Genomic DNA, 21,392 nt, shown 5'->3' with positions numbered 1-21,392 from the left:
ATCCCGGGAGTGCCGGCGCGCAGTTCTCGCGACGGTCACCACTGGCCACGCGAGCCACCGATCCCGCGCACCTGGCGCAGGGCGGGACGCACGTCGGCCAGATAGACCGCTGCGCCCACGATCGCGAGCAGTCCGAAGATGGAGAGCGGGTTGAACATGGTCACGAAGCCGATCGCGACGGCCACTCCGAGCAGCACGAGCCAGAAGGTGCGCGTGCGCTTGCCGGCCGCGACGTAGGCCCGCTCGGGATGGCGCACGGCGTCCACGAATGCAAAGACCTCCGCCGCGAAGGCGACGATCCCGATGATGAGTTGGACGGCGCTCTGGAACCCGTAGAACAGCTGCATGCTGGAAGCGTATCTGCCCGCGCGGCTGGGACCACCACACCGTCATCACGATCGGCCGAGCTGGGGGATCTTCCGGCGGGTCATCCCCGAGCCCGCGACGCCGCATCCGCTTCCGGGGCTGGTCACGCGTCCACAACGAGCGTGACCGGTCCGTCATTCGTCAGCGACACGGACATCATGGCGCCGAAACGACCGGTCGCGACCTCGATCCCCCGGGCCCGAAGCGCAGCGACGACGGCGTCGACCAGCGGCTCGGCCACCGGCCCGGGCGCCGCCGCCGACCACGACGGGCGCCGGCCCTTGCGGGTGTCGGCGTAGAGGGTGAACTGGCTCACGACGAGGACCGGTGCGGCAGCATCCACGACACTCTGCTCATCGCGCAGGATGCGCAGCTCGGCGATCTTGCGGGCCATCCGCTCGACCTGCTCCGGCCCGTCGTCGTGGGTGACGCCGACGAGGGCGACCAGCCCCGGACGGGAGATCTCGCCGACGACCTCGCCGTCGACCTCGACCCTCGCCCGGGTCACCCGCTGGAGCACCGCACGCATGACCGGGTCAGATGCCGACGGCGAAGACCGCGCCGACGGGCTGACCGTGCCCCAGGACGGGCTGATGCTCAAGGGCGGTCAGCGCTGCGTCGTCGTCGACACCCAATCTGCGAAGCACGGCCGCGACCACGACCGCGCGGGCACGCGAGCCGCCATCGGCGATCTTGACGGCGATGCCGCGGCCGTCGGCCAGCCCCACGGCATAGACGGCCTCGGCGCCGTCCTTGGCGATGACACCTGGGATGCGGCGCATCAGCGTCGTGACGTCCCGGCGCGTCCCGCCGACGTACTCGGGGAAGTCGCGCATCGCCTGGGCCACCCGGGCCTCGGGCCCGTCCGCCGCTGCCGCGAGGCGGCCGAAGGATCGCGCCAGCCCGGCGAGGGGGATGGCATGGATGGGTGCACCGCACCCGTCGACGGCGACGGCCGAGGGGGCCGAGCCGGCCAGCTCGGCCACCGTCTCGGAGACCGCGACCTGGAGTGGGTGGCCGGGCACACGGTAGGTCGCGGTGTCCCAGCCGTTGGCGACGCAGGTGGCGAGCATCGACGCGTGCTTGCCGGAGCAGTTCTGCACGATGGACTGCCTGGGCAGGCCGGCGGCGACCCACGCGGTCCGAGCGACCTCGTCGTAGGGGTAGTCCGGCGTGTTCTGGAGGTCGGCCTCGGACAGGCCGGCGCGAGCGAGGATCTCGCGAGCCGCGTCGACATGGAACTCCTCGCCGGAGTGGCTCGAGCAGGCCAACGCGAGGAGCGCACCGTCCGTGTCGAGGGCGTGGCGCAGCATGGCGAGGGCCTGGATGGGCTTGCTCGACGAGCGAGGGAAGATCGACCCCGCCGAGTCGCCCACCTCGAGCTCGATGCTTCCGTCCGGCGCGGTGACGACGGCGAGCCCGTGATGCACCGACTCGACGAAACCACCCCTGACGACGTGGGCAACGACGGGCGCGCTGGTCAGGGTCGACGAGGTTGCCCTCGGGTCAGTTACCTGCGCATCCACCTGCGAATCCACGGGCAGGGAGGGTTCGGCGTCGGCTGGCACGCCCCGAAGTATGCCGCAGGACGGCAGTCGGGCCGCCACCCCATGAGGGTGACGGCCCGATCAGGTGCCGTGTCGGTCACTTCGCGGTGTTCTTGGCCGCGGTCCTCTTGGCCGGGGCCTTCTTCGCGGTGCTCTTCTTGGCCGGGGCCTTCTTCGCCGGAGCCTTCTTGACGGTGGCGGTGCCCGTGGAGTTCCTGGCGGCGGCGCTGCGCGCGGCGACCTTGCGGGTCGTCGTGCCCTCCACCTGCGCGGCCTTGCGCGTCGCCGCAGCCTCTCGAGCCGCTGCCGAGCGGACGGCGGCGCTGCGAGCCGGCGTGCGCTTCACCGGGACGGGCTCGGCGGCCTGCTCGACGGCCTGAACCGAGGACTCCACCTGGGCTGCGACCTTCTGGGCATCGTCGGACACCGTGTCGGCGAGGGTCCGGGCGACCTTCTCGCCCTCGGTCCGCGCCGTCTTGGCGACCTTGCGGCCACGAGACATGACGGACTCGGACCGCTCGGCCAGGCCCACGGCGGCCTTGGTGCCCTCGGTGCGCAGGTCGGCCACGACCCGCTCACCGCGAGCTGCGGCCGCGTCGTACTGGTCCTTGGCGTTGCTCGCGAGGACGAGACCCTGGTTGAGCACCTGCGCCGGCAGCTCCTGGGCCTCCCTGAGGAAGCGGTCCGCGTACTGCGTCGCCATCTTCTGGAGCTCCGCGGTGCGTGCCTGGAGCTCGTCGAGCCGCTGCTGGAGGTCCTTCTGCAGCTGCTTTGCCTCCTTCTTGGCGCCCTTGCGCACGTCGGCCGTCCGGGCCTCCTTGGCAGCGACCTGGAGCTCGTCACGGGCGTGACGGACCGTGTCGACCGCGATGGTGGCGGCGCCGACGACCGCGAAGAACGGCGTCGGGTCGACGGTCAGATCGGGTAGCCGGTCGTCGAACTGGCTGCGCATGTCCGCGACGGCTGCCTCCGCCTGCTTCTGGGCGTCCTTGACGGCCTTGCTGATCTTCTTCTGGTTGAGAGCCATTTCAGTTCTCCTTCTGGGTAGCCTTGCGCTTCCCATGGGTCTTTGGTGCCGTCCCGTCCCGGCGCGCCTTCGGGCCGACGAACGACTCGTAGATCTCGACGAGCACCGCGCGCTGCCGGTCGGTGAGGACCGGGTCGGCCGCGATGGCTTCGAGAACGCTCGGAGCGGTGGCCGGGTTCCCGTTGGTGAGAACCCGCTCGTCGAGAATTCCCGCCCGGACGTAGAGCGACTCCGCCGACACCTCGAGCCCCTTTGCGATCTGCTGCAGGATCTCGGCGCTCGGCTTCTTCAGGCCCCGTTCGATCTGCGACAGATAGGGATTCGAGATTCCGGCGATCTCGGCGAGCTGCCGCAGGGACAGCTGCGCATTCTCGCGCTGCTCACGCAAGTAGGCGCCGAGATCGGGAAGCTTGCTCACAACTCCATTATGCTAACTGCAGCAAGCAGAATGCAAACTGTAGACAGCGTGAGTCCGAACACATGCGCAACAGGTCCGGATCCTCGAGAGTCACCAGGCACGTGGCTGCGTTCGAGGAGTCAGGCATATTGCCATATGCCGCTGAGCTGGGACCCAGCTGCCAGCTGAGGCTCCCCTGCGTGCGAAGCAAGCCCAGCGGCATACGGCCTATGGGTGTGGTCAGCGAGCGCGACGTTCCTTGACGCCGAGGAGCTCACGCGCCTCCTCCGTCGACATCGGTGGGCGCTGCATGATCGTGGCAAGCTCCGCGGCGCGAGAGACGAGCTCCTTGTTGTGCGTGACCGGTTGACCCTTGGCGAAGACGAGGTTGTCCTCCATCCCGACGCGCAGGTGGCCACCGGCCGAGAGTGCGGCTGCGGCGATCGGCAGGTGGGTGCGGCCGATTCCCGTCGCCGACCACGACGTCACCTCTGCAGGCAGCAGCGCCAGCGCGGCCAGCAGGGTCTGCGGGGTGCCGGGCATGGCCCCCGGGACCCCCATGACGAAGTCGACGTGCACCTTGTCGCCGTAGGGCAGCCCGCACTCGTCGATGAGCCGGCGCAACGCGTGGACGTGCCCCAGCTCGAAGAGCTCGAACTCCGGCACGACCTCGCACTCCTGCGCCTGGCGGTAGAGGTCGACCATGAAGCCCCAGGGGTTGAGGAAGACGTCGTCACCGAAGTTCGTCGTGCCGCAGGTGAGGGAGCACGAGTCCGGGTCTGCGTCGAGAACGGTGAGGCGCTGCTCGAGCGGGTCGGTGACCGCCCCTCCCGTCGAGAGCTGGACGACGAGGTCGGTCGCCTCGCGAACCGCCACGACCGCCTCCTTGAGGAGGACCGGGTCGAGCGTCGGACGGTGGTCGGAGTCGCGGACGTGGATGTGGATCAACGCCGCTCCTGCCGCCTCGCAGGCGACGGCCGTCTCGACCAGCTCCTCCGGGGTGGTGGGGAGGGTCGGCACATCGGCCTTGGCGGTCTCGGCCCCGGTGGGGGCGACGGTGATCAGGGTGCGCGCGGGGCTGCGTCCGGGAGCGGTCGTCATGCCGCCATCCTGCCAGCGGCCACGTCAGGGCGAGACGATGACGGTCTGGGCCGCACTCACGCCCTCGACGTCCAGCACCAGCTGGGGGTCGAGGTTGCGCTTGACGACCGCGAGCGCGATCGGGCCGTCGGTGTGGTGCCGGGCGATCGACGTCACGTGACCGACGACGCGCTCCCCCGCGCGAACCTCGGCACCCGGGGAGGGCAGCACGTGGCCGGAGCCGTCGACGTGGAGGAAGACGAGGCGCCGCGGCGGACGGCCGAGGTTGTGGACGCGGGCGACGGTCTCCTGCCCGCGATAGCAGCCCTTGTGCAGGTGCACCGCCGTGCGCAGCCAGTCGACCTCGTGGACGATCGTGCGGTGGTCGGTCTCCGCGCCCAGCCGCGGTCGCCAGGCGGCGATCCGCAGCGCCTCGGCGGCCCAGAGCCCGGCCAGGGGACGGTCACCGGCGGCCTCCTCGAGGGATGCGCGCGGGACGATGACCTCACGCCACGACCACCTCGTGCCGGGGTGGTCCTCGACCGGACCGTACGCCGTCGTGTCCCCGACCAGGTCCGGCCAGGGGTCACGCCACGCGAGCGGCTCGCCCACGGCGGACTCGGCTCCGTGGGGCTCCCCCAGCACGCCCCAGTCGGCGGTCACGTCGGCGACCTCGACGCGGAGCATGAAGCGCATCCTGTCGAGCCACTCACGCAGCGCCTCGCCGGCTCCGGGCTCCGTCGTGATCCACGTGGTCTCGCCGTCGTCGACGAGGTGGAGCGAGTGCTCGACGTGCCCCTTGGGGCTGAGGATCAGGGCCTCTCGTGACTCCCGCACCGTGAGGTCCACCAGGTGCTGCGTCGTCAGCGAATGCAGCCACGACAGGCGGTCGGGGCCGGTGACCGTCACCACCGACCGGTGCGACAGGTCGACGACGGCCAGCCCCTCCTCGAGGATCCGCTGCTCGCGCATCGGGTCGCCGTAGTGGATGGCGACGCCGGCGGCCACGCCCTCGCCCGCCACGGCGCCGGGTCGGTCGAGCAGCGGGCTGCGATGGAGGACGGGAAGCTCAGTCATGTCGGTCACGCTCGTGCAACACCTTTCGCAGCCGCGGTCATCCCATCAACCTCCGTCACAGCGAATCGCACCCCGTCACCCGACCCGCTTGAGCGTCGCGGACAGGTGGCTCTGCAGCTCCAGCCCCACCGCGGCCATGTCCATCGCCCACATCAGCTGGGAGTCGACCAGGCCGTACATCCGCGTCGCCGCGTTGTACTCCTTGGCGCGTGGGGACCGCATGACTCCGTCGGTCTTGAGCTGGATGCGCGCCGGCTCCATCGTGCCGTAGTACATCTCGAGGATGCCGGTGGGATGCACGAGGAGCAGCTCGACCTCGCCGTCGGGCTGCGGCCGCCAGAAGCCGGACTCCACCGCAGCGGGCCGTACCCGCTCCCCCGTCGCCGAGTCGAGGATCCAGGCCCGGCTCTCCCACTTGAGGAAGGGTCGTCCGTCGTGGGTCACCTCGATCTCCTGCCCGAAGTGCGCCGACTCGATGGTCGGGTAGCCGAGCACGCCGGCTCCCTCCCAGCGACCGATGAGCCACGCGAGCGGTCGCAGCGGCTCGACGAGGTCCGCATCGAGGTGGAACATGCTCGTGATCGTAACCTGAGCGCATGGACGCACCCCAACGATCCCTCGTCGTCAAGGTCACCTCGGGCGTCGAGGCGCCGGAGCGCCTGTCGCAGGCCTTCACCGTGGCGTCCACCGCGGTGGCGAGCGGGGTCACCGTGAGCCTGTGGCTCACCGGCGAGGCGACATGGATGGCCGTCCCCGGGAGGGCCGAGGAGTTCGAGCTGCCGTATGCCGCTGAGCTCGCTTCCCTGCGCGACGCCGTGATCGCGGGTGGTCGGCTCACCGTCTGCACGCAGTGCGCGGCCCGGCGGGACCTCACCGAGGACGCCTTGGTGGCCGGGGTGACGATCCGCGGCGCTGCCGCCTTCGTCGAGGAGGTCATGGCGCCGGGCGCCCAGGCCGTCGTCTACTGACCCTCGTCCACTGACCCTCGTCCACTGACCCTCCTCGCCGGCTCCTGCCACCCGGGCCGAGCCCAACCCGATCGAGTGAACAAGATCCGCGGCGCTGGGCCCCCCAGAGCTGTTCACTCGATTGGGGGAGACGAGAGTCAGGAGACGACGGTGAAGATGTGCACGACGACGCCGACGATCAGCACCGAGCCAACGCCCGCCGCGACCTGGCCACGCACGCCGAGCATCGCGGGCTGCAGGGCGAGGACTCGCCGCCAGGACCACGACAGCGAGCCAGCCCCAGCGGCCACCCCGACCGCCGCCCAACCCCCGATCTCCTCGAAGAACCACCCCGCGACCAGGGCGCCGGCGATCGCGGCGACCAGGGCGACGAGGCCGAGGAACGGGGCAAGCTGCCGCTTCCGGACCAGCAGGTCCGCCACCAGCGCCGCGGTGGCGGCGGACATCGTGAGAACGAGGTGGGCCCGACCGCGAGGCACGTCGGCCGACGCGACCGCCAGCGTGGCCGAGGCCATGGGGACCAACCCGCCGAACGACGCAAGCAGGGTGAGGACGAGTCCCTGCCGGCCCGTCTTGCGGATGAGCTGGCCCATGAAGGACAGGACGACGCCGAGCGCGACCGCGGCGGCCGTCCACCTGAGGTCGTCGCTCAGCGAGGTGAAGACAATCGCCGGCGCCGCGATGAGAAGCACGACCGTCGTCGTCCCGGGCGTGTGCGAGCCGCCGAGGACGGGCCAGCTCCAGGCGAGCACGAGGCACATGACCAGGGTGGCGACCAGGACCGGCCAGAATCCCCCCGCAGTCGCCACGGCCAGCCCGCCCGCCGCGACGACGACGGAGCCGATGGTCACCGGGCGCACGCGGTCGGCCCCCGTCGGAGAGAGCGGGAGGCGGAGGGAACCGCCTTGGGACGGCTCGGGAAACGGCTCGGGAAACGGCTCGGAATCGGCGCCTCCGACGGTCGGACCGGTCGCATCAGAGGCATCCGTGGCGTCGGGCACGGTCGTCATTGTGCATTACCCGCCAGCGAACGGGGGCAGCACCTCGAGCGTGGCACCCGAGGCCAGCACCGCATCTCGCCCCGCGGCGCGCCCGTCGACGAGGAACGTCGCCACGCTCGCGATGCGCGCCAGGTCCGGGTGCGCGGCAACTGCGGCCGCCACCGCGTCGGACACCGTGGCGTCCTCGCCGAGGGCGAGCGGCTCCCTGTCCACGCCAGCAGCATCCCGTGCCGCGGCCCAGTAGCGCACCGTCACCGTCTGCTCGGCCGAGCCCACCTCGCCCATCTCGCTCCTGTCTCTGGTGTGTCGTGCGGTCCCATGGTGTCTCATCGTGCATCCACGGTCCTCTGGCGCAGGTCCAGTGTCGCCTATCCTGCAGAGGATGGCCCGGCTGCTCCTCCTGACGAACGCACTCGCCCCGAGTGCCGAGGTGCTGCCCGCGCTCGGGTTGCTCAGCCATCCGGTCCGGGTCCTGCCGGCCGAGGCGACCGCCCTGGTCGACTCGCCGGACTGCGACGTCGTCATCGTCGATGCCCGTCGAGAGCTCGCGAGCGCCCGGTCACTCTGCCGGGTGCTGCGCACCACGGGGATCGCGACCCCGCTGCTGGCCGTCCTCACCGAGGGCGGCCTCGCTGCTCTCACGGCCGAATGGGGCCTCGACGACGTCCTCCTGGACACGGCAGGTCCCGCAGAGGTCGACGCCCGGCTCCGCCTGGCCATGACGCGCGGGCAGGGCGACGACGCCGACCTTGCTGCACCGATCACCTCGGGCGACCTCGTCATCGACGAGGCGAGCTACTCGGCGCGGTTCCGCGGCCAGCCGCTCGACCTGACGTACAAGGAGTTCGAGCTGCTCAAGTACCTCGCCCAGCACCCCGGCCGCGTCTTCACCCGGGCCCAGCTGCTCCAGGAGGTCTGGGGCTACGACTACTACGGCGGCACCCGGACGGTCGACGTCCACGTCCGTCGCCTCCGCGCGAAGCTCGGGCCCGACCACGAGGCGCTCATCGGCACCGTGCGCAACGTCGGCTACCGCCTCGTGCCGGACAAGGCGTCCACCGCATGAGCATCGAGCTGCGTGACGGCCAACCGCTCCGACTCGATGAATCACGACGGGTCCTCGAGATCGCCGCCGAGGCCGAGGCAACCGACGGCTCGCCGCCCCTGTCGGAGCAGTTCCGCCTGTCCGTCGAGTCGGGCGACCCGAACGTCACACACGTGTTGTCGTATGCCGCTGAGCCGGCTCTCGCGGGCTACGCGCAAGTCCGCGCGGGGTCGGCTGACGAGCCCCCCGCCGCCGAGCTCGTCGTGGCGCCGGGGTGGCGCCGCCAGGGAGTGGGCTCTGCGCTGCTGGCGGCCCTCCCGCGGGAAGCACGGGTGTGGAGCCACGCGACGGGACCGGCCGCGAAGGCAGCCGACGCGTTCGCCCGCGCCATGGGGTTCGAACCTGTGCGATCCCTGCTCGTCATGGGGCGCTCGCTCGTGGATGGGCCGCCATGGCCGGTCGCAGTCGTGCCGGAACGCTACTCCGTCCGCTCCTTCGAACCCGGCCGCGACGAGGACGCGTGGGTCGCGGTCAACGCCGCGGCCTTCGCGTCCCATCCCGAGCAGGGGGCGCTGACCCGCCGGGACCTCGAGCAGCGGATGGCCCAGCCCTGGTGGGACCCCGCAGGCTTCATCCTCGTCGTCGACGAGTCGGCCACCGGCGACACCGACCATGCCGACCGGATCGCCGCCTTCCACTGGACGAAGGTCGACCCGCCCGAGGGCGACACCGGCGAGGTCTACGTCGTCGGAGTCTCCCCGGACCGGCAGGGCGAGGGCCTCGGCAAGGCGGTGACGATCCTGGGGCTCGACCACCTCAGGGCCCGTGGGCTGCGCGACGTCATCCTCTACGTCGACGAGGAGAACGTCGCCGCCGTCCGGACGTACGCCGGGCTGGGGTTCACGGACCGGGAGGTCCATCGCCAGTACGCATTGATCGAGTGAACAGCTCTGGGGGTCCACCGCCCCGGATCCTGTTCACTCGATCGGGGAGATGGGGAGATGGCGGCGGGAGGGCTGGAACGGTATGTCCGTACGCCCTCGAGCTGAGCGGCATACGGCCTCCCCCCACTCCCCCCACTCCCCTCTGATCGAGTGAACAAGATCCGGGGACCCAGCCCCCCAGATCTTGTTCACTCGATCAGGTTGGGTCCGCTTGCGTGGCCAAACGATGTCACGATGGGGACATGAGCACCGGCAGTCTCGAACGAACCGACCTCGAGGGCCGGGACCAGCAACACGAGCTCGAGACGACGCCGGAGGTGAGCTCGTTCACGGCCACGGTGCCGCATCGGCCACCTCCGATGCGGGGTCGCGACGGCAGGTTCATCGGCGCTCCGGGCGTCGGGCCGGAGCGACCCGGCGCGGAGGACCTGCCCGCCGACCGCTATCTCGAGCGCGAGCTGTCGTGGCTGCAGTTCAACGAACGCGTGCTCCAGCTCGCCATGGACCCCACCGTCCCGCTGCTCGAACGGGCGCGCTTCCTCGCGATCTTCTCGAGCAACCTCGATGAGTACTTCATGGTGCGCGTCGCCGGCCTGAAGCGACGCATCGCCACAGGTCTGGCGGTCCGTACCGCGGCCGGGCTCGAGCCACGCGACCTGCTCGAGCGGATCGCGCGGGTCGCCCACGAGCTGATGGCCCAGCACGCCGTGGTCTTCCAGCACGACGTGCGCCCCGCGCTCGAGGCAGAGGGCATCACCATCGTCCGCTGGGACGCCCTCGACGAGCAGGAGCGCGAGCCGCTCCACTACTTCTTCGCCGACCGCGTCTTTCCCGTCCTCACGCCCCTCGCGGTCGACCCAGCCCATCCGTTCCCCTACATCTCCGGGCTGTCCCTGAACCTCGCGGTCCTGCTCCAGAGCCCGAAGACCGGCAACGAGCACTTCGCGCGGCTCAAGGTGCCGCCGAACCTCCCGCGCTTCATCCGCATCGACGACCGTGAGACGGAGGGAGGCGCCGTCGTCAAGCGGTTCGTGCCGCTCGAGGAGGTCATCTCCTCGCACCTCGACCAGCTCTTCCCGGGGATGGAGGTCCTCGAGCACTTCTCCTTCCGCGTGACGCGCAACGAGGACGTGGAGGTCGAGGAGGACGACGCGGAGAACCTGCTCACCGCGCTCGAGAAGGAGCTGACCCGGCGCCGCTTCGGTCCACCGATCCGGCTCGAGGTCGAGGAGGACATGGATCCCAAGGTCCTCGACATGCTGAGCCGTGAGCTGCAGATCAGCGACCGCGAGATCTACCGTCTGCCGATGCCGCTCGACCTCACCGGCCTGTGGATCCTCACCGATGTGGACCGCTCGGACCTCGAGTACCCGAGGTTCTTCCCCCGCACCCATCCCGACTTCGCCCCGACGGAGAGCGCCCAGGCGAGCGACCTGCTGGCCGCGGTGCGCAGCAAGGACGTGCTCGTCCAGCACCCGTACCACTCGTTCTCGACGTCCGTGCAGGCCTTCATCGAGCAGGCTGCGGTTGACCCGCACGTCCTCGCGATCAAGCAGACCCTCTATCGCACGTCGGGGGACTCCCCCATCATCGATGCCCTCATCGATGCGGCCGAGGCGGGCAAGCAGGTGCTCGCCATCGTCGAGATCAAGGCCCGGTTCGACGAGGTGAACAACATCTCGTGGGCCCGCAAGCTTGAGGAGGCGGGTGTCCACGTCGTCTACGGCGTCGTCGGCCTCAAGACGCACGCCAAGCTCTGCCTCGTGGTCCGCGAGGAACCCGAGGGGCTGGTCCGCTACTGCCACATGGGTACCGGCAACTACAACCCCAAGACCGCGCGCACCTATGAGGACTTCGGGCTGTTCACCTGTGACCCCCAGGTCGGCGACGACCTGTCGCGGCTGTTCAACCAGCTGTCGGGCTTCGCCCCCAGGAGCCGGTTCAAGCGGCTCCTCGTGGCCCCGCGGACGGTGCGCACCGGGCTCGTCGAGCTGATCGAGGAGGAGGTCGCGCTCCACCGCAAGCGGGGCAAGGGCGACCCTCCCGGCCGGATCGCCTTCAAGGCCAACTCCATCGTCGACGAGGAGATCATCGACGCGCTCTATCGCGCGAGCATCGCCGGCGTGCACGTCGATGTCTGGGTGCGCGGCATCTGCGCCCTGCGCCCCGGTGTCCAGGGCCTGTCCGAGAACGTCCGCGTCCGGTCGGTCCTGGGACGGTTCCTCGAGCACTCGCGGGTCTTCTGGTTCAACCACGGCGGCGACCCGCAGGTGTACATCGGCAGCGCCGACCTCATGCACCGCAACCTCGACCGCAGGGTGGAGGCGCTCGTGCGGGTCACCGACCCCGGGCACCTCGCCGAGCTCGGGGACCTCTTCGACCTCGCCTTCGGCGACGGGACGTCACGCTGGGACCTGTGCGCCGACGGTCGCTGGGTGCGGTATCACCAGGACGACACCGGCGTGCCCCTGACCGACCCGCAGGCCGCCCTCATCGAGCGACACGACAAGCGGCGGCGGAAGGCGCGGCGGCGGTGAGCCGCCGGCTGAGCAGCACGCTGACCAGCAGGCTGCGCGGCAGACCGGCGGCCAGGGCCGTCGCGGTGCGGCCGCGGCGGCGTGCCGAGCAACGGCCGGCCTGACGTGGCGCCCGTCATCCCGGCCGCGGGCACGCTGCCGTGGCGTCGCCGCGAGGGGCGACTCGAGATTGCGCTCGTCCACCGGCCCAAGTACGACGACTGGTCCTGGGCGAAGGGGAAGCTCGACCCGGGCGAGCCGCTCTGCGTGGCCGCAGCCCGGGAGACGTTCGAGGAGACCGGGCTGCAGGTCAGCCTCGGCATCCCGTTGCCGAGGGCGACGTACACCGTCTTGGACGGCGAGGGCGGCCCCGCGACGAAGGAGGTCCACTACTGGGCCGCGCAGGTGGTCGGCGGGTCCGGGGTCCTCGAGCACGAGATAGACGAGGTCCGCTGGGTCGACGCGCGCACCGCCCACGAGCTGCTGGACTACGGACGGGACCGGGAGCAGCTCCTCGCCGTCGTCCGGGCGGATCGCGAGGACGGCCTGCAGACGTGGCCGCTCGTGCTCCTCCGGCACGCGAAGTCACGGCCCCGGAGCCGGTGGAAGGGCGACGACCGCAAGCGGCCGCTCGATGCAGTCGGACGCGAGCAGGCCGATGACGTGGCGCGCATCCTGGGCGCCTATGGCATCAAGCGGGTCGTGACGTCATCCTCCGTGCGCTGCGTTCAGACGGTCGAGCCGTATGCCGCTCGGCTGGCCACTCGGATCAAGGCCACGGACTCACTGTCCGAGGAAGGCTTCGCCGCGGACCCCGGACCGGCCGTGGACCACCTGCACAAGCTGCTCGAGCGGGCGATGCCCGTGGTGGTCTGCTCCCACGGACCCGTACTGCCCACCCTCCTCGAGGTCCTGGGCGGCCGCGTTCGCGAGGACTCGGACTGCGCCGCCTCCGCCAGGGAGCAGCTCGCATCCGCTGGCGCGTCGCCGATGCGCAAGGGAGAAGCCCTCGTCGCCCATCTGACGGACTCGGGCGATGCCGCTCGGGTGATCGCCGTCGAGCGAATCGACACCTGACCAACTCCGCCATCCTGCCGTTGCCCAGGGACGCGTGCACGGTGGGTCAGGTGGCCGCACCGAATCGTCGACCGTCGTTCATCTGTGGTTCACCCCGAGGGGGCAATCTGTCATTCGGCGCTCCTAAGTTCGATCCCGGATGGACAGTCCAGCCCTGGCGGCTGGGCCGGTCGACCGCCGTATGAAGAGCCACCCCATCGAGAGGGATCATTCCGTGTCTGTTTCGCGTGTCAGCGCCTTTGGCGCCATCGCCCTCACCGGCGTTCTCACGCTCTCGGCCTGTGCGACCGAGAACCCCACCCCGGCCGATGCCAACACCGCCGGCGGCGACTCCACCAACGTCGCCGCCGTGGCCGACTGCTTCACCGGCGACCTGAAGGCCGAGGGGTCGTCGGCCCAGAAGAACGCCATCGACGAGGCCATCTCCGCCTACCAGACCGCGTGCGCCGAGGCCACGATCGACTACCAGCCGACCGGCTCGGGCGCGGGCATCAAGCAGTTCATCGCCCAGCAGGTGGACTTCGCCGGCTCCGACTCGGCCCTGAAGACCGAGGAGAAGGACGGCATCGTCGAGGCCGAGGAGGCCAAGAACTCCTGTGCTTCCGACGCCTGGAACCTGCCCATGGTGACCGGCCCGATCGCCATCGCCTACAACGTCGAGGGCATCGACAAGCTCGTCCTCAACGCGGAGGTCGCGTCAAAGATCTTCGACGGCAAGATCACGACCTGGAACGACCCGGCCATCGCCGCGCTCAACAAGGACGCCACGCTGCCGGCCACCCCGATCAAGGTGTACTTCCGCTCCGACGAGTCGGGCACGACGGAGAACTTCACCAAGTACCTCAAGGCCGCGGCACCGTCGGCGTGGGGCCACGAGAGCAGCAAGAAGTGGCCGGGCAAGGGCGAGGGCAAGGAGAAGTCGGCGGGGGTCGCCACGGCCACCAAGGGCCAGGACGGCGCCATCACGTACGTCGAGTGGAGCTACGCCCAGCAGAACCAGCTGTCGATGGCCGCCATCGACAGCGGCGCCGGGCCCGTGGAGCTGACCGCCGAGTCGGCCGGGAAGACCGTCGCCACCGCCCAGCAGACCGGCGCCGGCAACGACCTGGCGCTCAAGATCGACTACGCCACCAAGGAGGCCGGCGCCTACCCGATCGTCCTCGTGACGTACGAGATCGTCTGCTCGACGTACCCGGACCCCGAGACCGGCAAGAAGGTCAAGTCCTTCCTCAGGACCTTCGCGTCGGAAGAGGTCCAGGGCGGGCTCACCTCACAGGGCTACGCTCCGCTCCCTGCGGAGGTCGCCACCAAGGTCGAGGCAGCGATTGACGCGATCTCCTGACCGTGACGCATTGGGGCGGGTGCCGGGTTCTCTCGGCCCCGCCCCATCCGCCATGTGCACGCCCGTATCCACCCCTGAGTCCACCCCCGAGCGAAAAGGCCTGACGTGCCCACAGTGAGCGGCGTCTCTGCCACAGACCAACTGCCCGGCCCCGACGGCAAGAAGCCCCTCACCGGCGACAGGGCCTCGACCGGGCGACGTGGTGACCGGCTCTTCGGGGGTGCGGCAACCCTCTCCGGTGTCGTCGTCATCGCGATGGTCTCGCTCATCGGGATCTTCCTCGTCGTCCAGGCCATTCCGGCCCTGACGAACAACTCGGCGAGCTTCTTCACGAGCCGGGTCTGGGAGCCGGGCGGGGAGCAGCCCGCCTTTGGCATCGTCGAGTTCCTCTGGACGACCGTCATGGCGTCGGTCATCGCGATGACGCTCGCGGTGCCCCTGGGCGTCGGCGTGGCGCTCTTCCTCACGCAGTACGCGCCGCTGCGGATGCGCGGTCCCGCCGCCGCCCTGGTCGACCTCCTCGCCGCCGTCCCGTCGATCGTCTACGGGCTCTGGGGCCTGTTGACCTTCCGGAGCTTCGTCAAGCCGCTCGAGCAGTTCCTCCAGGACAACTTCGGCTGGTTCCCCCTCTTCGCCCCGACCGGCATCTCGGGCGGCACGATCTTCTTCATCGGCATCGTCCTCGCGATCATGATCCTGCCCATCGTCACGGCCCTGTCACGCGAGGTCTTCGACCAGACCCCGATCGCCCACAAGGAAGGCGCGCTGGCCCTCGGTGCGACGCACTGGGAGATGATCCGCACCGCCGTGCTGCCCTTCGGTCGGCCCGGCGTCATCTCCGCCGCGATGCTCGCCCTCGGTCGCGCCCTCGGCGAGACGATCGCGGTCACCTTCCTCGTCTCCGCCCTGGCACCCGGCACGCCGTGGACCTGGTCGCTCTTCAACGGCGGCGAGACCTTCGCGTCGAAGATCGCCAACAATGCGGCCGAGTTCAGCAACCCGAGCAAGACGGGCGCCTACATCGCGGCCGGCCTCGTCCTCTTCGTCCTCACGTTCGTCGTGAACAGCGTCGCCCGAATCGTCATCGAGCGCAGGAAGGCCTTCACCGAATGAGCCTCACGACGACCAGGGACCAGGCGCGCGACGACGGCGCCACGAATGGTCTGGTGACGCCTCCCGGCGGCCCCACGGCCGACGACGCCGTGCACCAGATGGACAACCCGCACCGGGCGCGCTCGATCAAGGATGCCTTCGCCCGGGTCGTCATGTGGAGCGCCTTCTTCGTGGCAGTGGTCCCGCTCGTCTGGATCCTCTGGACGGTGATCAGCCGGGGCATCCACATGGTCACCACGAGCACCTGGTGGACGGCCAACCAGCGCAACATCAACTCCGACGACTTCGGCGGCGGCGCGCGTCACGCCATCGAGGGCACGCTGCTCCAGGCGGGCATGACCGCGCTGATCTCGATCCCCATCGGCGTGCTCACGGCCGTCTACCTCGTCGAGTACGGGCGGGGGCGGCTCGCGAGGGCGATCAGCTTCATGGTCGACATCCTCTCCGGCGTCCCGTCCATCGTCGCCGCGCTGTTCATCTACGCCGTCTGGGTCACGACGTTCGGCATCGACCGCAACGGGTTCGCCGTCTCGCTCTCCCTGGTCCTGCTGATGATCCCGACGGTCGTCAGATCCACGGAGGAGATGCTCAAGCTCGTCCCCAACGAGCTGCGGGAGGCGTCCTACGCCCTCGGGGTGCCGAAGTGGGTCACGATCGTGCGCATCGTCCTTCGGACGGCCTTCTCGGGAATCGTCACCGGGATCCTGCTCGGGCTCGCGCGCGTCATGGGAGAGACGGCACCGCTGCTCATCCTCGGGCCCTACACCAAGAACTTCCAGCGCAACCTCTTCGAGGGCAACATGGCGACCCTGCCCACGATGATCAACCAGGACCGGAACGACTTCGCGCTGGCCACCGCCGCTGAGCGGATGTGGGGCGCCGCCCTGACCCTGATCGTCCTCGTCCTCCTGCTCAACATCATCGGCCGAGTCATCGCCCACTTCGGCTCCGTCAAGAAGTAAGAGAAAGCGAAGCACTTCGATGGCAAAGCGAATTGACGTCAGCGACGTCGACGTCTACTACGGGGACTTCAAGGCCGTGGAGGGCGTGACGCTGACCGTCGAGCCTCGGTCGGTCACCGCGTTCATCGGCCCCTCCGGCTGCGGCAAGTCGACCCTCCTGCGCACCCTCAACCGGATGCATGAGGTCATCCCGGGCGGCCGGGTCGAGGGACACGTCCTGCTCGACGACCAGGACCTCTACGCTCCGTCGATGGACCCGGTCCGGGTTCGTCGCACGATCGGCATGGTGTTCCAGCGGCCCAACCCCTTCCCGACGATGTCGGTCTACGACAACGTCGCCGCGGGACTGCGGCTCAACGGTGTCCGGAGCAAGAGCACCCTCGACGGCATCGTCGAGCAGTCCCTCAAGGGCGCCAACCTCTGGAACGAGGTCAAGGACCGCCTGGCCAAGCCGGGCGCCGGCCTGTCCGGAGGCCAGCAGCAGCGCCTCTGCATCGCCCGCGCCATCGCGGTGCAGCCGCAGGTGCTGCTCATGGACGAGCCCTGCTCGGCCCTGGACCCGATCTCGACGCTCGCGATCGAGGACCTCATCAACGACCTGAAGACCGAGTACACGATCGTCATCGTGACGCACAACATGCAGCAGGCTGCCCGCGTCTCCGACCGGACCGCGTTCTTCAACCTCCGGGCCACCGGGGAACCCGGCCGCCTCGTCGAGATCGACGACACGACGAAGATCTTCAACAACCCGTCCCAGCAGCAGACGGAGGACTACATCTCCGGCCGCTTCGGCTGAGAAGCCACCGAGCCGCGGGTCGGCAGACGGGCGCTGCCAGTCGGGGGGTGGGACCGCGTCCGCCGGCTCTTCGACGGACGGCTCGAACTGGAGCTGACTCGCAGCCTGATCTCGGTGTCCACGGATGAGGGCCCCCGGGCCAGCGCCGATCGGTCTTCGCGGTCTTCCCGCCGTTGGTGACGGCGCGTGCGCTGCTCGAGCCCCAAGGTGTCTGTGAAGCCGCCGAGTCCGAGCTGCGTCCGGTCCTCACGAGGATGTCGAGGTCCCCGCAGCCTGTCTGCTCATCGGCGGATCCAGGCCCAGCTGACCCGCGGCCGGGCAGCACGGCACCGTCGACGAGAAAGCCGGCCAGACGCGAACTGCACAGTCGACGCGAAGCGAGCTCAGCGGCATACGGCCAGACCACGCATCCCGAACTGCGCAGGTCAGCGGAACACTGCCGTCACGAACCAGGTCAGTGCCGCGACGAGGCCGGCGCCGGGAAAGGTGAGGATCCACGCGCCGACGATGTTGCCCGCGACACCCCAGCGCACCGCGGACAGTCGCTTCGTGGATCCAACGCCCATGATGGCCGACGTGATGGTGTGCGTCGTCGAGATCGGCGCACCGAACGCCATGCCGGCAACATAGAGGATGGAGGCGGCCGTCGTCTCCGCGGCGAAGCCCTGCGGCGGGTCCAGGTGGATGATCCGCCGCCCCAGGGTCCGCATGATCCGCCAGCCGCCCGCGTAGGTGCCGAGCGAGATCACGATGGCAGACAGGACGAGCACCCAGATCGGGATCGTGTCGCCGGAGTGATGTCCTGAGATGTTGAGAGCCAGGACGACCACGCCGGCCGTCTTGGCGGCGTCCTGCAGGCCGTGCCCGAAGGCCATCGCGGCGGCCGACGCGGTCTGGGCATGCCGGAAGCCACGCTGCACTCGCCCCGGATGAACCCTGCGGAACATCCAGAGGATCGCCGCCATGACCAGGAATCCGAGGGTGAGCCCGACGAGCGGGGACACGATCATCGGGATGACGACCTTGGTGAGGATGACGTCCCACTTGACGGCCACCCCGGCGACGAGGGCCGCGCCGCCGAGCCCTCCGATGAGGGCGTGCGACGAGGAGGATGGGAGCCCGAACCACCACGTGAGCATGTTCCAGCCAATGGCCCCGACCAGTGCCGCCGCGACCAGCCAGAGTCCGTCGATCCCGGACGGCTGCTCGATGATGCCCGACCCGATCGTCTGGGCCACCTTCGTGCCGAAGAAGGCCCCGACAAGGTTCGCCACCGCGGCCATGGCGAGCGCCACGCGGGGCGTCAGTGCCCGGGTGGATACCGACGTGGCGATGGCGTTGGCTGCGTCGTGGAACCCGTTCGTGTAGTTGAATCCCATCGCCAGAGCGACCACCAGGGCGACGGGGAGGACGTCGATCACGGCGTCAGGACTCCTTGACCGCGATGCCCTCGACCGTGTGCGCCACGTTCTCGAACGAGTCGGCCGCGTCCTCGAAGCCGTCGATGATGCCCTTCATCTTGATGATGTGCACGGCGTCGACGTTCGCGCCGTTGAACAGCTCGACGAGCATCTTGCGGTGTAGCTTGTCGGCCTGGTTCTCGAGGCGGTTGATCTCGATCCAGTAGCTCGAGAGGTCCTGGAGCGAGCGGAGGTTGGGCATCGCCTCGGCGGTGACCTCAGCCATCCGCGACAGGATCTCGATCTGCTCCGTCATGCCCCTGGGCAGGTCGCCGATCCGGTAGAGGGCGATGAGGTCCGCGGTCTCCTCGATGTGGTCCATGCAGTCGTCGAGCTGGACGGCGAGGGCATGGATGTCCTCGCGGTCGAAGGGGGTGATGAACGAGCTGTTCACCTTCTTGATCACAGCGTGTGTGGCTTCGTCGGCCTCGCTCTCGAGCGCACCGAGCCGCTCCGCGACACCAGCCCGACCCGCGGGGTCGAGCTCGAGGAGCTTGGTCAGCTCCTTCGTCGCTTCGACGAGGAGTCCCGCAGAGGTGGCGAAGAGAGAGTAGAAGCTCGTTTCCTGGGGGGTCAGGCGAAAGCCCACGTGGGTACTCCGGTCGATTGGCGGTGTCGGGAAGATGCTACGGCCACGTGGACACTTGAGCGCAAACCGGCGTTCACCCCAGCGACAGGTCAGGACCGGCAGCTCTGTTGTCCGGTGCCGACGACCTCAGTCCTCGCCCTCGCTTCCGGTGCGGGCTTCCCCGGAGTCCTCGCTCTCGATGCCGAGCAGGGCATCGACCTCGTCCGGCGTGAAGTGACGCGCGCTCGTGGACGCAGCGACCACGAGATCACTGACGAGCTCGATCTCGTCGGCGAGGTCGCCATCGACCAGATCGTTCGGGGGGTCGTCACTCATGGGCCAAGGGTAGATCCCCGCAGGCCGGCATGGAGACGAAGGGGGCCCAGGAGCAGCGATTGCCCAAGCAACATCCCGACGAGGCATCATGGGGCCATGGCCCCTGACTCCAGGAGCACCGCTGAGGACGCCAGCACCCCGAGGTGGACCATCGTCGAGCGGGGGGCCTTCATGTTCGGGCGATGCGACCGGTGCGGCTCACAGAGCCCCGCCAGACGCGCCGGTCACTCCATCGAGTCCGACATGCGGGCGCACGCGATCCTCTGCCTGGCGGAGGAAGCGGTCACAGACGCAACCGAATCGCTTCCTCCCGAGCCGTCCACCTCGAGGGCCTGAACCGGACGAGTGTTGCGTCGGGCCGGGAGCGCCTCTCGGCACGAGGCCGCTCGCAGCGGCTGAATTTGGGACCCGGGGCTACCGCGACCCGACGCCCGTCAAGGATAGGTGCCGCGAGCCCCTTCACCAAGCCGAGATCTTGTCGGGTCCCAGCCCAGCACCAAGGGGACGTATGCCGCTGGGCCGGCTCAGCGGCATACGCCCCTTTGGTGGGTGGCTCAGTCCAAGGCCTCAGCCCGCCACAGGCGGGCGGAGGCGGCGAGGTCATCCGCCATGCCAAGCAGGTTGGCCGCATGCTCGGCCGCCTCACTGCCCGAGGAGACGTCCGCACGGCCCGCGGAAACGACTCGACAGAACGCCGACCCCCGCTCCAGCGCCACGGCGAGGTCACCGTTGAAGACGCCGCGGAGAATCTCGTCGATGAGCCGCTCCATCACGTCCGGCCCCGGAGGTTCCGCCGCGCCCGCGACGGCGTGGTCGGGCGTCGTGAAGCGGATGCCGGCGGCATACTCACGGCTCGCTTCGTCGGGGAACCGCCGCACCCACTCCCGCAGCACGTAGAGGCGCCACAGACTGCCTGGAAGGCTCCGCGCCGGCCGCTGCGACCACAGCTCAGCCACGGTCGACAAACCGATGTCGTCGACCAGCGCGATGAGACGTTCCGTCACGGCAGGATCCGATGCCGCCCGCCCGGCATGGACGAGCGCCGCCGCCGTCTCGTGGGCGACGTGGATCTGCTCCGTCGGGTCGTACGCTCCCCCATGCGCCTCGAGCGCCGACGGGCTGAAGAAGGCGGGCCGTCTCGGGCCGCGACGCTCGCTCTCGCTCATCCCGGCAGGCTAACCCTGCGCGGTCGCTCGTGTGCGGTTCGGGGCGAGCGGCGGCACGTCGTAGACTCCCACCGTGGCCCGGGCGGCGCTTGGCCGGCCGGGCGCGGGCCTCTAGCTCAGTGGGTAGAGCATCGGACTTTTAATCCGCCGGTCGTCGGTTCGAGCCCGACGGGGCCCACCACACGTTCATGCAGGTCAGACACCCTTTTTCGCGCCAGCAACTGGGCCCCCGAGGTGCCGAAACGGACCGAAGACGATGTGCCACAAATGTGCCACAAGGGCCCGTGGAAGCACCGACCCGGTCCGCTCGGGCGGGCTGACCAGCGGAAACCCTGGTCCACTTGGCCTGCCTCTCGCTTCCTGACCGGCGGATTGGGCCTCGGCGTGGTGGCCAGGCTCGCGTTCGGCCGCCCAGCGCGCAACGGTTCCTGCGGGCTGCGTGCACCCTCCGCGCGCTCTACCCTTGGCTCATGGGCACGATGACGCAGAGCGAGTCGCTGCGTGCAGCGATCTCCCGCCATCGACGGGTGCTCGACGCGATCCTGGATCGCTACGCCGCGGCGAACCCGCGGGTTTTCGGTTCCGTGGCCCGGGGTGATGCGGG

General features: G+C 69.7%; 23 protein-coding genes and 1 tRNA gene. 10 read left to right on the top strand and 14 right to left on the bottom strand.

Features of this window, described 5'->3' with window-relative positions:
• Positions 1 to 35 precede the first annotated feature (35 nt).
• From VJN29_RS18115 to VJN29_RS18080, 8 genes are all read right to left on the bottom strand, one after another.
• The gene (locus VJN29_RS18115) at positions 36 to 347 is read right to left on the bottom strand and encodes a DUF2516 family protein (RefSeq protein WP_324145037.1); all 312 of its coding nucleotides are present in this window, start codon (positions 345 to 347) and stop codon (positions 36 to 38) included.
• Between the two features lie 122 nt (positions 348 to 469).
• Complete coding sequence (dtd, locus tag VJN29_RS18110) at positions 470 to 895, bottom strand: D-aminoacyl-tRNA deacylase (RefSeq protein ID WP_324145036.1); 426 nt, start codon at positions 893 to 895, stop codon at positions 470 to 472.
• 7 nt (positions 896 to 902) lie between these two features.
• A complete protein-coding gene (locus tag VJN29_RS18105; protein WP_324145035.1) occupies positions 903 to 1,904 on the bottom strand; it encodes an asparaginase in 1,002 nt (333 codons plus the stop codon).
• A gap of 106 nt (positions 1,905 to 2,010) precedes the next feature.
• Positions 2,011 to 2,940 (bottom strand): hypothetical protein, encoded by a 930-nt coding sequence (locus VJN29_RS18100; protein WP_324145034.1) that lies wholly within the window; start codon positions 2,938 to 2,940, stop codon positions 2,011 to 2,013.
• 1 nt (position 2,941) lies between these two features.
• On the bottom strand, positions 2,942 to 3,358 hold the full coding sequence (locus VJN29_RS18095; protein WP_324145033.1) for a helix-turn-helix transcriptional regulator: 417 nt from the start codon (positions 3,356 to 3,358) through the stop codon (positions 2,942 to 2,944).
• A 219-nt stretch (positions 3,359 to 3,577) separates the two neighbouring features.
• Complete coding sequence (locus VJN29_RS18090; RefSeq protein WP_324145032.1) at positions 3,578 to 4,438, bottom strand: 3-keto-5-aminohexanoate cleavage protein; 861 nt, start codon at positions 4,436 to 4,438, stop codon at positions 3,578 to 3,580.
• A 24-nt stretch (positions 4,439 to 4,462) separates the two neighbouring features.
• Positions 4,463 to 5,494, bottom strand: a complete 1,032-nt coding sequence (locus VJN29_RS18085; RefSeq protein ID WP_324145031.1) for a YgfZ/GcvT domain-containing protein — start codon at positions 5,492 to 5,494, stop codon at positions 4,463 to 4,465.
• A 75-nt stretch (positions 5,495 to 5,569) separates the two neighbouring features.
• Positions 5,570 to 6,067: an FABP family protein gene (locus tag VJN29_RS18080; protein ID WP_324145030.1), complete on the bottom strand. Its 498-nt coding sequence runs from the start codon at positions 6,065 to 6,067 to the stop codon at positions 5,570 to 5,572.
• 23 nt (positions 6,068 to 6,090) lie between these two features.
• Between VJN29_RS18080 and VJN29_RS18075 the strand changes: the two genes are divergently transcribed.
• Positions 6,091 to 6,462 carry a DsrE family protein gene (locus VJN29_RS18075; protein WP_324145029.1) on the top strand — a complete coding sequence of 124 codons (372 nt, stop codon included), beginning with the start codon at positions 6,091 to 6,093 and terminating at the stop codon, positions 6,460 to 6,462.
• Between the two features lie 137 nt (positions 6,463 to 6,599).
• On the opposite strand, the gene VJN29_RS18070 is transcribed toward VJN29_RS18075, so the two are convergent.
• Together VJN29_RS18070 and VJN29_RS18065 are read right to left on the bottom strand one after the other, a co-directional pair.
• A complete protein-coding gene (locus VJN29_RS18070; RefSeq protein WP_414654418.1) occupies positions 6,600 to 7,472 on the bottom strand; it encodes a hypothetical protein in 873 nt (290 codons plus the stop codon).
• A gap of 6 nt (positions 7,473 to 7,478) precedes the next feature.
• Entirely contained in the window at positions 7,479 to 7,748 is a 270-nt protein-coding gene (locus VJN29_RS18065; RefSeq protein ID WP_324145027.1) for a MoaD/ThiS family protein, read from the bottom strand.
• Positions 7,749 to 7,845: 97 nt separating this feature from the next.
• On the opposite strand from VJN29_RS18065, the gene VJN29_RS18060 reads away from it, so the two are divergent.
• The 8 genes from VJN29_RS18060 (at position 7,846) to pstB (ending at position 17,258) form a co-directional block, all read left to right on the top strand.
• Positions 7,846 to 8,529, top strand: coding sequence for a response regulator transcription factor (locus VJN29_RS18060; protein WP_324145026.1), 684 nt, complete (start codon positions 7,846 to 7,848; stop codon positions 8,527 to 8,529).
• On the top strand, positions 8,526 to 9,452 hold the full coding sequence (gene mshD, locus VJN29_RS18055; protein WP_324145025.1) for a mycothiol synthase: 927 nt from the start codon (positions 8,526 to 8,528) through the stop codon (positions 9,450 to 9,452). Before VJN29_RS18060 ends, mshD begins: the two co-directional genes overlap by 4 nt.
• A gap of 242 nt (positions 9,453 to 9,694) precedes the next feature.
• On the top strand, positions 9,695 to 11,989 hold the full coding sequence (locus VJN29_RS18050) for an RNA degradosome polyphosphate kinase (RefSeq protein ID WP_324145024.1): 2,295 nt from the start codon (positions 9,695 to 9,697) through the stop codon (positions 11,987 to 11,989).
• 105 nt (positions 11,990 to 12,094) lie between these two features.
• Positions 12,095 to 13,045, top strand: coding sequence for an NUDIX hydrolase (locus VJN29_RS18045; protein ID WP_324145023.1), 951 nt, complete (start codon positions 12,095 to 12,097; stop codon positions 13,043 to 13,045).
• 214 nt (positions 13,046 to 13,259) lie between these two features.
• Positions 13,260 to 14,387 (top strand): phosphate ABC transporter substrate-binding protein PstS, encoded by a 1,128-nt coding sequence (pstS, locus tag VJN29_RS18040; RefSeq protein ID WP_324145022.1) that lies wholly within the window; start codon positions 13,260 to 13,262, stop codon positions 14,385 to 14,387.
• Between the two features lie 105 nt (positions 14,388 to 14,492).
• The gene (gene pstC / locus VJN29_RS18035) at positions 14,493 to 15,500 is read left to right on the top strand and encodes a phosphate ABC transporter permease subunit PstC (RefSeq protein ID WP_324145021.1); all 1,008 of its coding nucleotides are present in this window, start codon (positions 14,493 to 14,495) and stop codon (positions 15,498 to 15,500) included.
• Positions 15,497 to 16,462, top strand: a complete 966-nt coding sequence (gene pstA / locus VJN29_RS18030) for a phosphate ABC transporter permease PstA (protein ID WP_324145020.1) — start codon at positions 15,497 to 15,499, stop codon at positions 16,460 to 16,462. Before pstC ends, pstA begins: the two co-directional genes overlap by 4 nt.
• 19 nt (positions 16,463 to 16,481) lie before the next feature.
• A complete protein-coding gene (pstB, locus tag VJN29_RS18025; protein WP_324145019.1) occupies positions 16,482 to 17,258 on the top strand; it encodes a phosphate ABC transporter ATP-binding protein PstB in 777 nt (258 codons plus the stop codon).
• 425 nt (positions 17,259 to 17,683) lie between these two features.
• Here the strand turns inward: pstB and VJN29_RS18020 are convergent, their stop codons facing one another.
• The 4 genes from VJN29_RS18020 to VJN29_RS18005 all read right to left on the bottom strand — a co-directional run bounded on the left by VJN29_RS18020 (position 17,684) and on the right by VJN29_RS18005 (position 20,788).
• Complete coding sequence (locus VJN29_RS18020) at positions 17,684 to 18,676, bottom strand: inorganic phosphate transporter (RefSeq protein WP_324145045.1); 993 nt, start codon at positions 18,674 to 18,676, stop codon at positions 17,684 to 17,686.
• A gap of 7 nt (positions 18,677 to 18,683) precedes the next feature.
• Positions 18,684 to 19,307 carry a DUF47 domain-containing protein gene (locus tag VJN29_RS18015; protein WP_324145018.1) on the bottom strand — a complete coding sequence of 208 codons (624 nt, stop codon included), beginning with the start codon at positions 19,305 to 19,307 and terminating at the stop codon, positions 18,684 to 18,686.
• A gap of 126 nt (positions 19,308 to 19,433) precedes the next feature.
• On the bottom strand, positions 19,434 to 19,622 hold the full coding sequence (locus tag VJN29_RS18010) for a hypothetical protein (protein WP_324145017.1): 189 nt from the start codon (positions 19,620 to 19,622) through the stop codon (positions 19,434 to 19,436).
• Positions 19,623 to 20,176: 554 nt separating this feature from the next.
• Positions 20,177 to 20,788: a hypothetical protein gene (locus VJN29_RS18005; protein WP_324145016.1), complete on the bottom strand. Its 612-nt coding sequence runs from the start codon at positions 20,786 to 20,788 to the stop codon at positions 20,177 to 20,179.
• 105 nt (positions 20,789 to 20,893) lie between these two features.
• Here VJN29_RS18005 and VJN29_RS18000 point away from each other — a divergent pair.
• Positions 20,894 to 20,969: transfer RNA gene (locus tag VJN29_RS18000), tRNA-Lys, on the top strand.
• The last annotated feature ends 423 nt before the right edge of the window (positions 20,970 to 21,392 follow it).

This window comes from Intrasporangium sp. (genome assembly GCF_035280925.1).
Lineage (GTDB): Bacteria > Actinomycetota > Actinomycetes > Actinomycetales > Dermatophilaceae > Intrasporangium.
This window is presented reverse-complemented; position numbering and strand designations above follow the sequence as displayed.

Excerpts from the sequence above, each read along its gene's own strand:
- dtd (WP_324145036.1), bottom strand. The coding sequence starts at position 895 with ATGCGTGCGGTGCTCCAGCGGGTGACCCGGGCGAGGGTCGAGGTCGAC.
- mshD (WP_324145025.1), top strand. The coding sequence starts at position 8,526 with ATGAGCATCGAGCTGCGTGACGGCCAACCGCTCCGACTCGATGAATCA.
- VJN29_RS18060 (WP_324145026.1), top strand. The coding sequence starts at position 7,846 with ATGGCCCGGCTGCTCCTCCTGACGAACGCACTCGCCCCGAGTGCCGAG.
- VJN29_RS18075 (WP_324145029.1), top strand. The coding sequence starts at position 6,091 with ATGGACGCACCCCAACGATCCCTCGTCGTCAAGGTCACCTCGGGCGTC.
- VJN29_RS18090 (WP_324145032.1), bottom strand. The coding sequence starts at position 4,438 with ATGACGACCGCTCCCGGACGCAGCCCCGCGCGCACCCTGATCACCGTC.
- VJN29_RS18085 (WP_324145031.1), bottom strand. The coding sequence starts at position 5,494 with ATGACTGAGCTTCCCGTCCTCCATCGCAGCCCGCTGCTCGACCGACCC.
- VJN29_RS18070 (WP_414654418.1), bottom strand. The coding sequence starts at position 7,472 with ATGACGACCGTGCCCGACGCCACGGATGCCTCTGATGCGACCGGTCCG.
- pstA (WP_324145020.1), top strand. The coding sequence starts at position 15,497 with ATGAGCCTCACGACGACCAGGGACCAGGCGCGCGACGACGGCGCCACG.
- VJN29_RS18010 (WP_324145017.1), bottom strand. The coding sequence starts at position 19,622 with ATGAGTGACGACCCCCCGAACGATCTGGTCGATGGCGACCTCGCCGAC.
- VJN29_RS18115 (WP_324145037.1), bottom strand. The coding sequence starts at position 347 with ATGCAGCTGTTCTACGGGTTCCAGAGCGCCGTCCAACTCATCATCGGG.
- VJN29_RS18050 (WP_324145024.1), top strand. The coding sequence starts at position 9,695 with ATGAGCACCGGCAGTCTCGAACGAACCGACCTCGAGGGCCGGGACCAG.
- VJN29_RS18005 (WP_324145016.1), bottom strand. The coding sequence starts at position 20,788 with ATGAGCGAGAGCGAGCGTCGCGGCCCGAGACGGCCCGCCTTCTTCAGC.
- pstB (WP_324145019.1), top strand. The coding sequence starts at position 16,482 with ATGGCAAAGCGAATTGACGTCAGCGACGTCGACGTCTACTACGGGGAC.
- VJN29_RS18080 (WP_324145030.1), bottom strand. The coding sequence starts at position 6,067 with ATGTTCCACCTCGATGCGGACCTCGTCGAGCCGCTGCGACCGCTCGCG.
- VJN29_RS18065 (WP_324145027.1), bottom strand. The coding sequence starts at position 7,748 with ATGGGCGAGGTGGGCTCGGCCGAGCAGACGGTGACGGTGCGCTACTGG.
- VJN29_RS18100 (WP_324145034.1), bottom strand. The coding sequence starts at position 2,940 with ATGGCTCTCAACCAGAAGAAGATCAGCAAGGCCGTCAAGGACGCCCAG.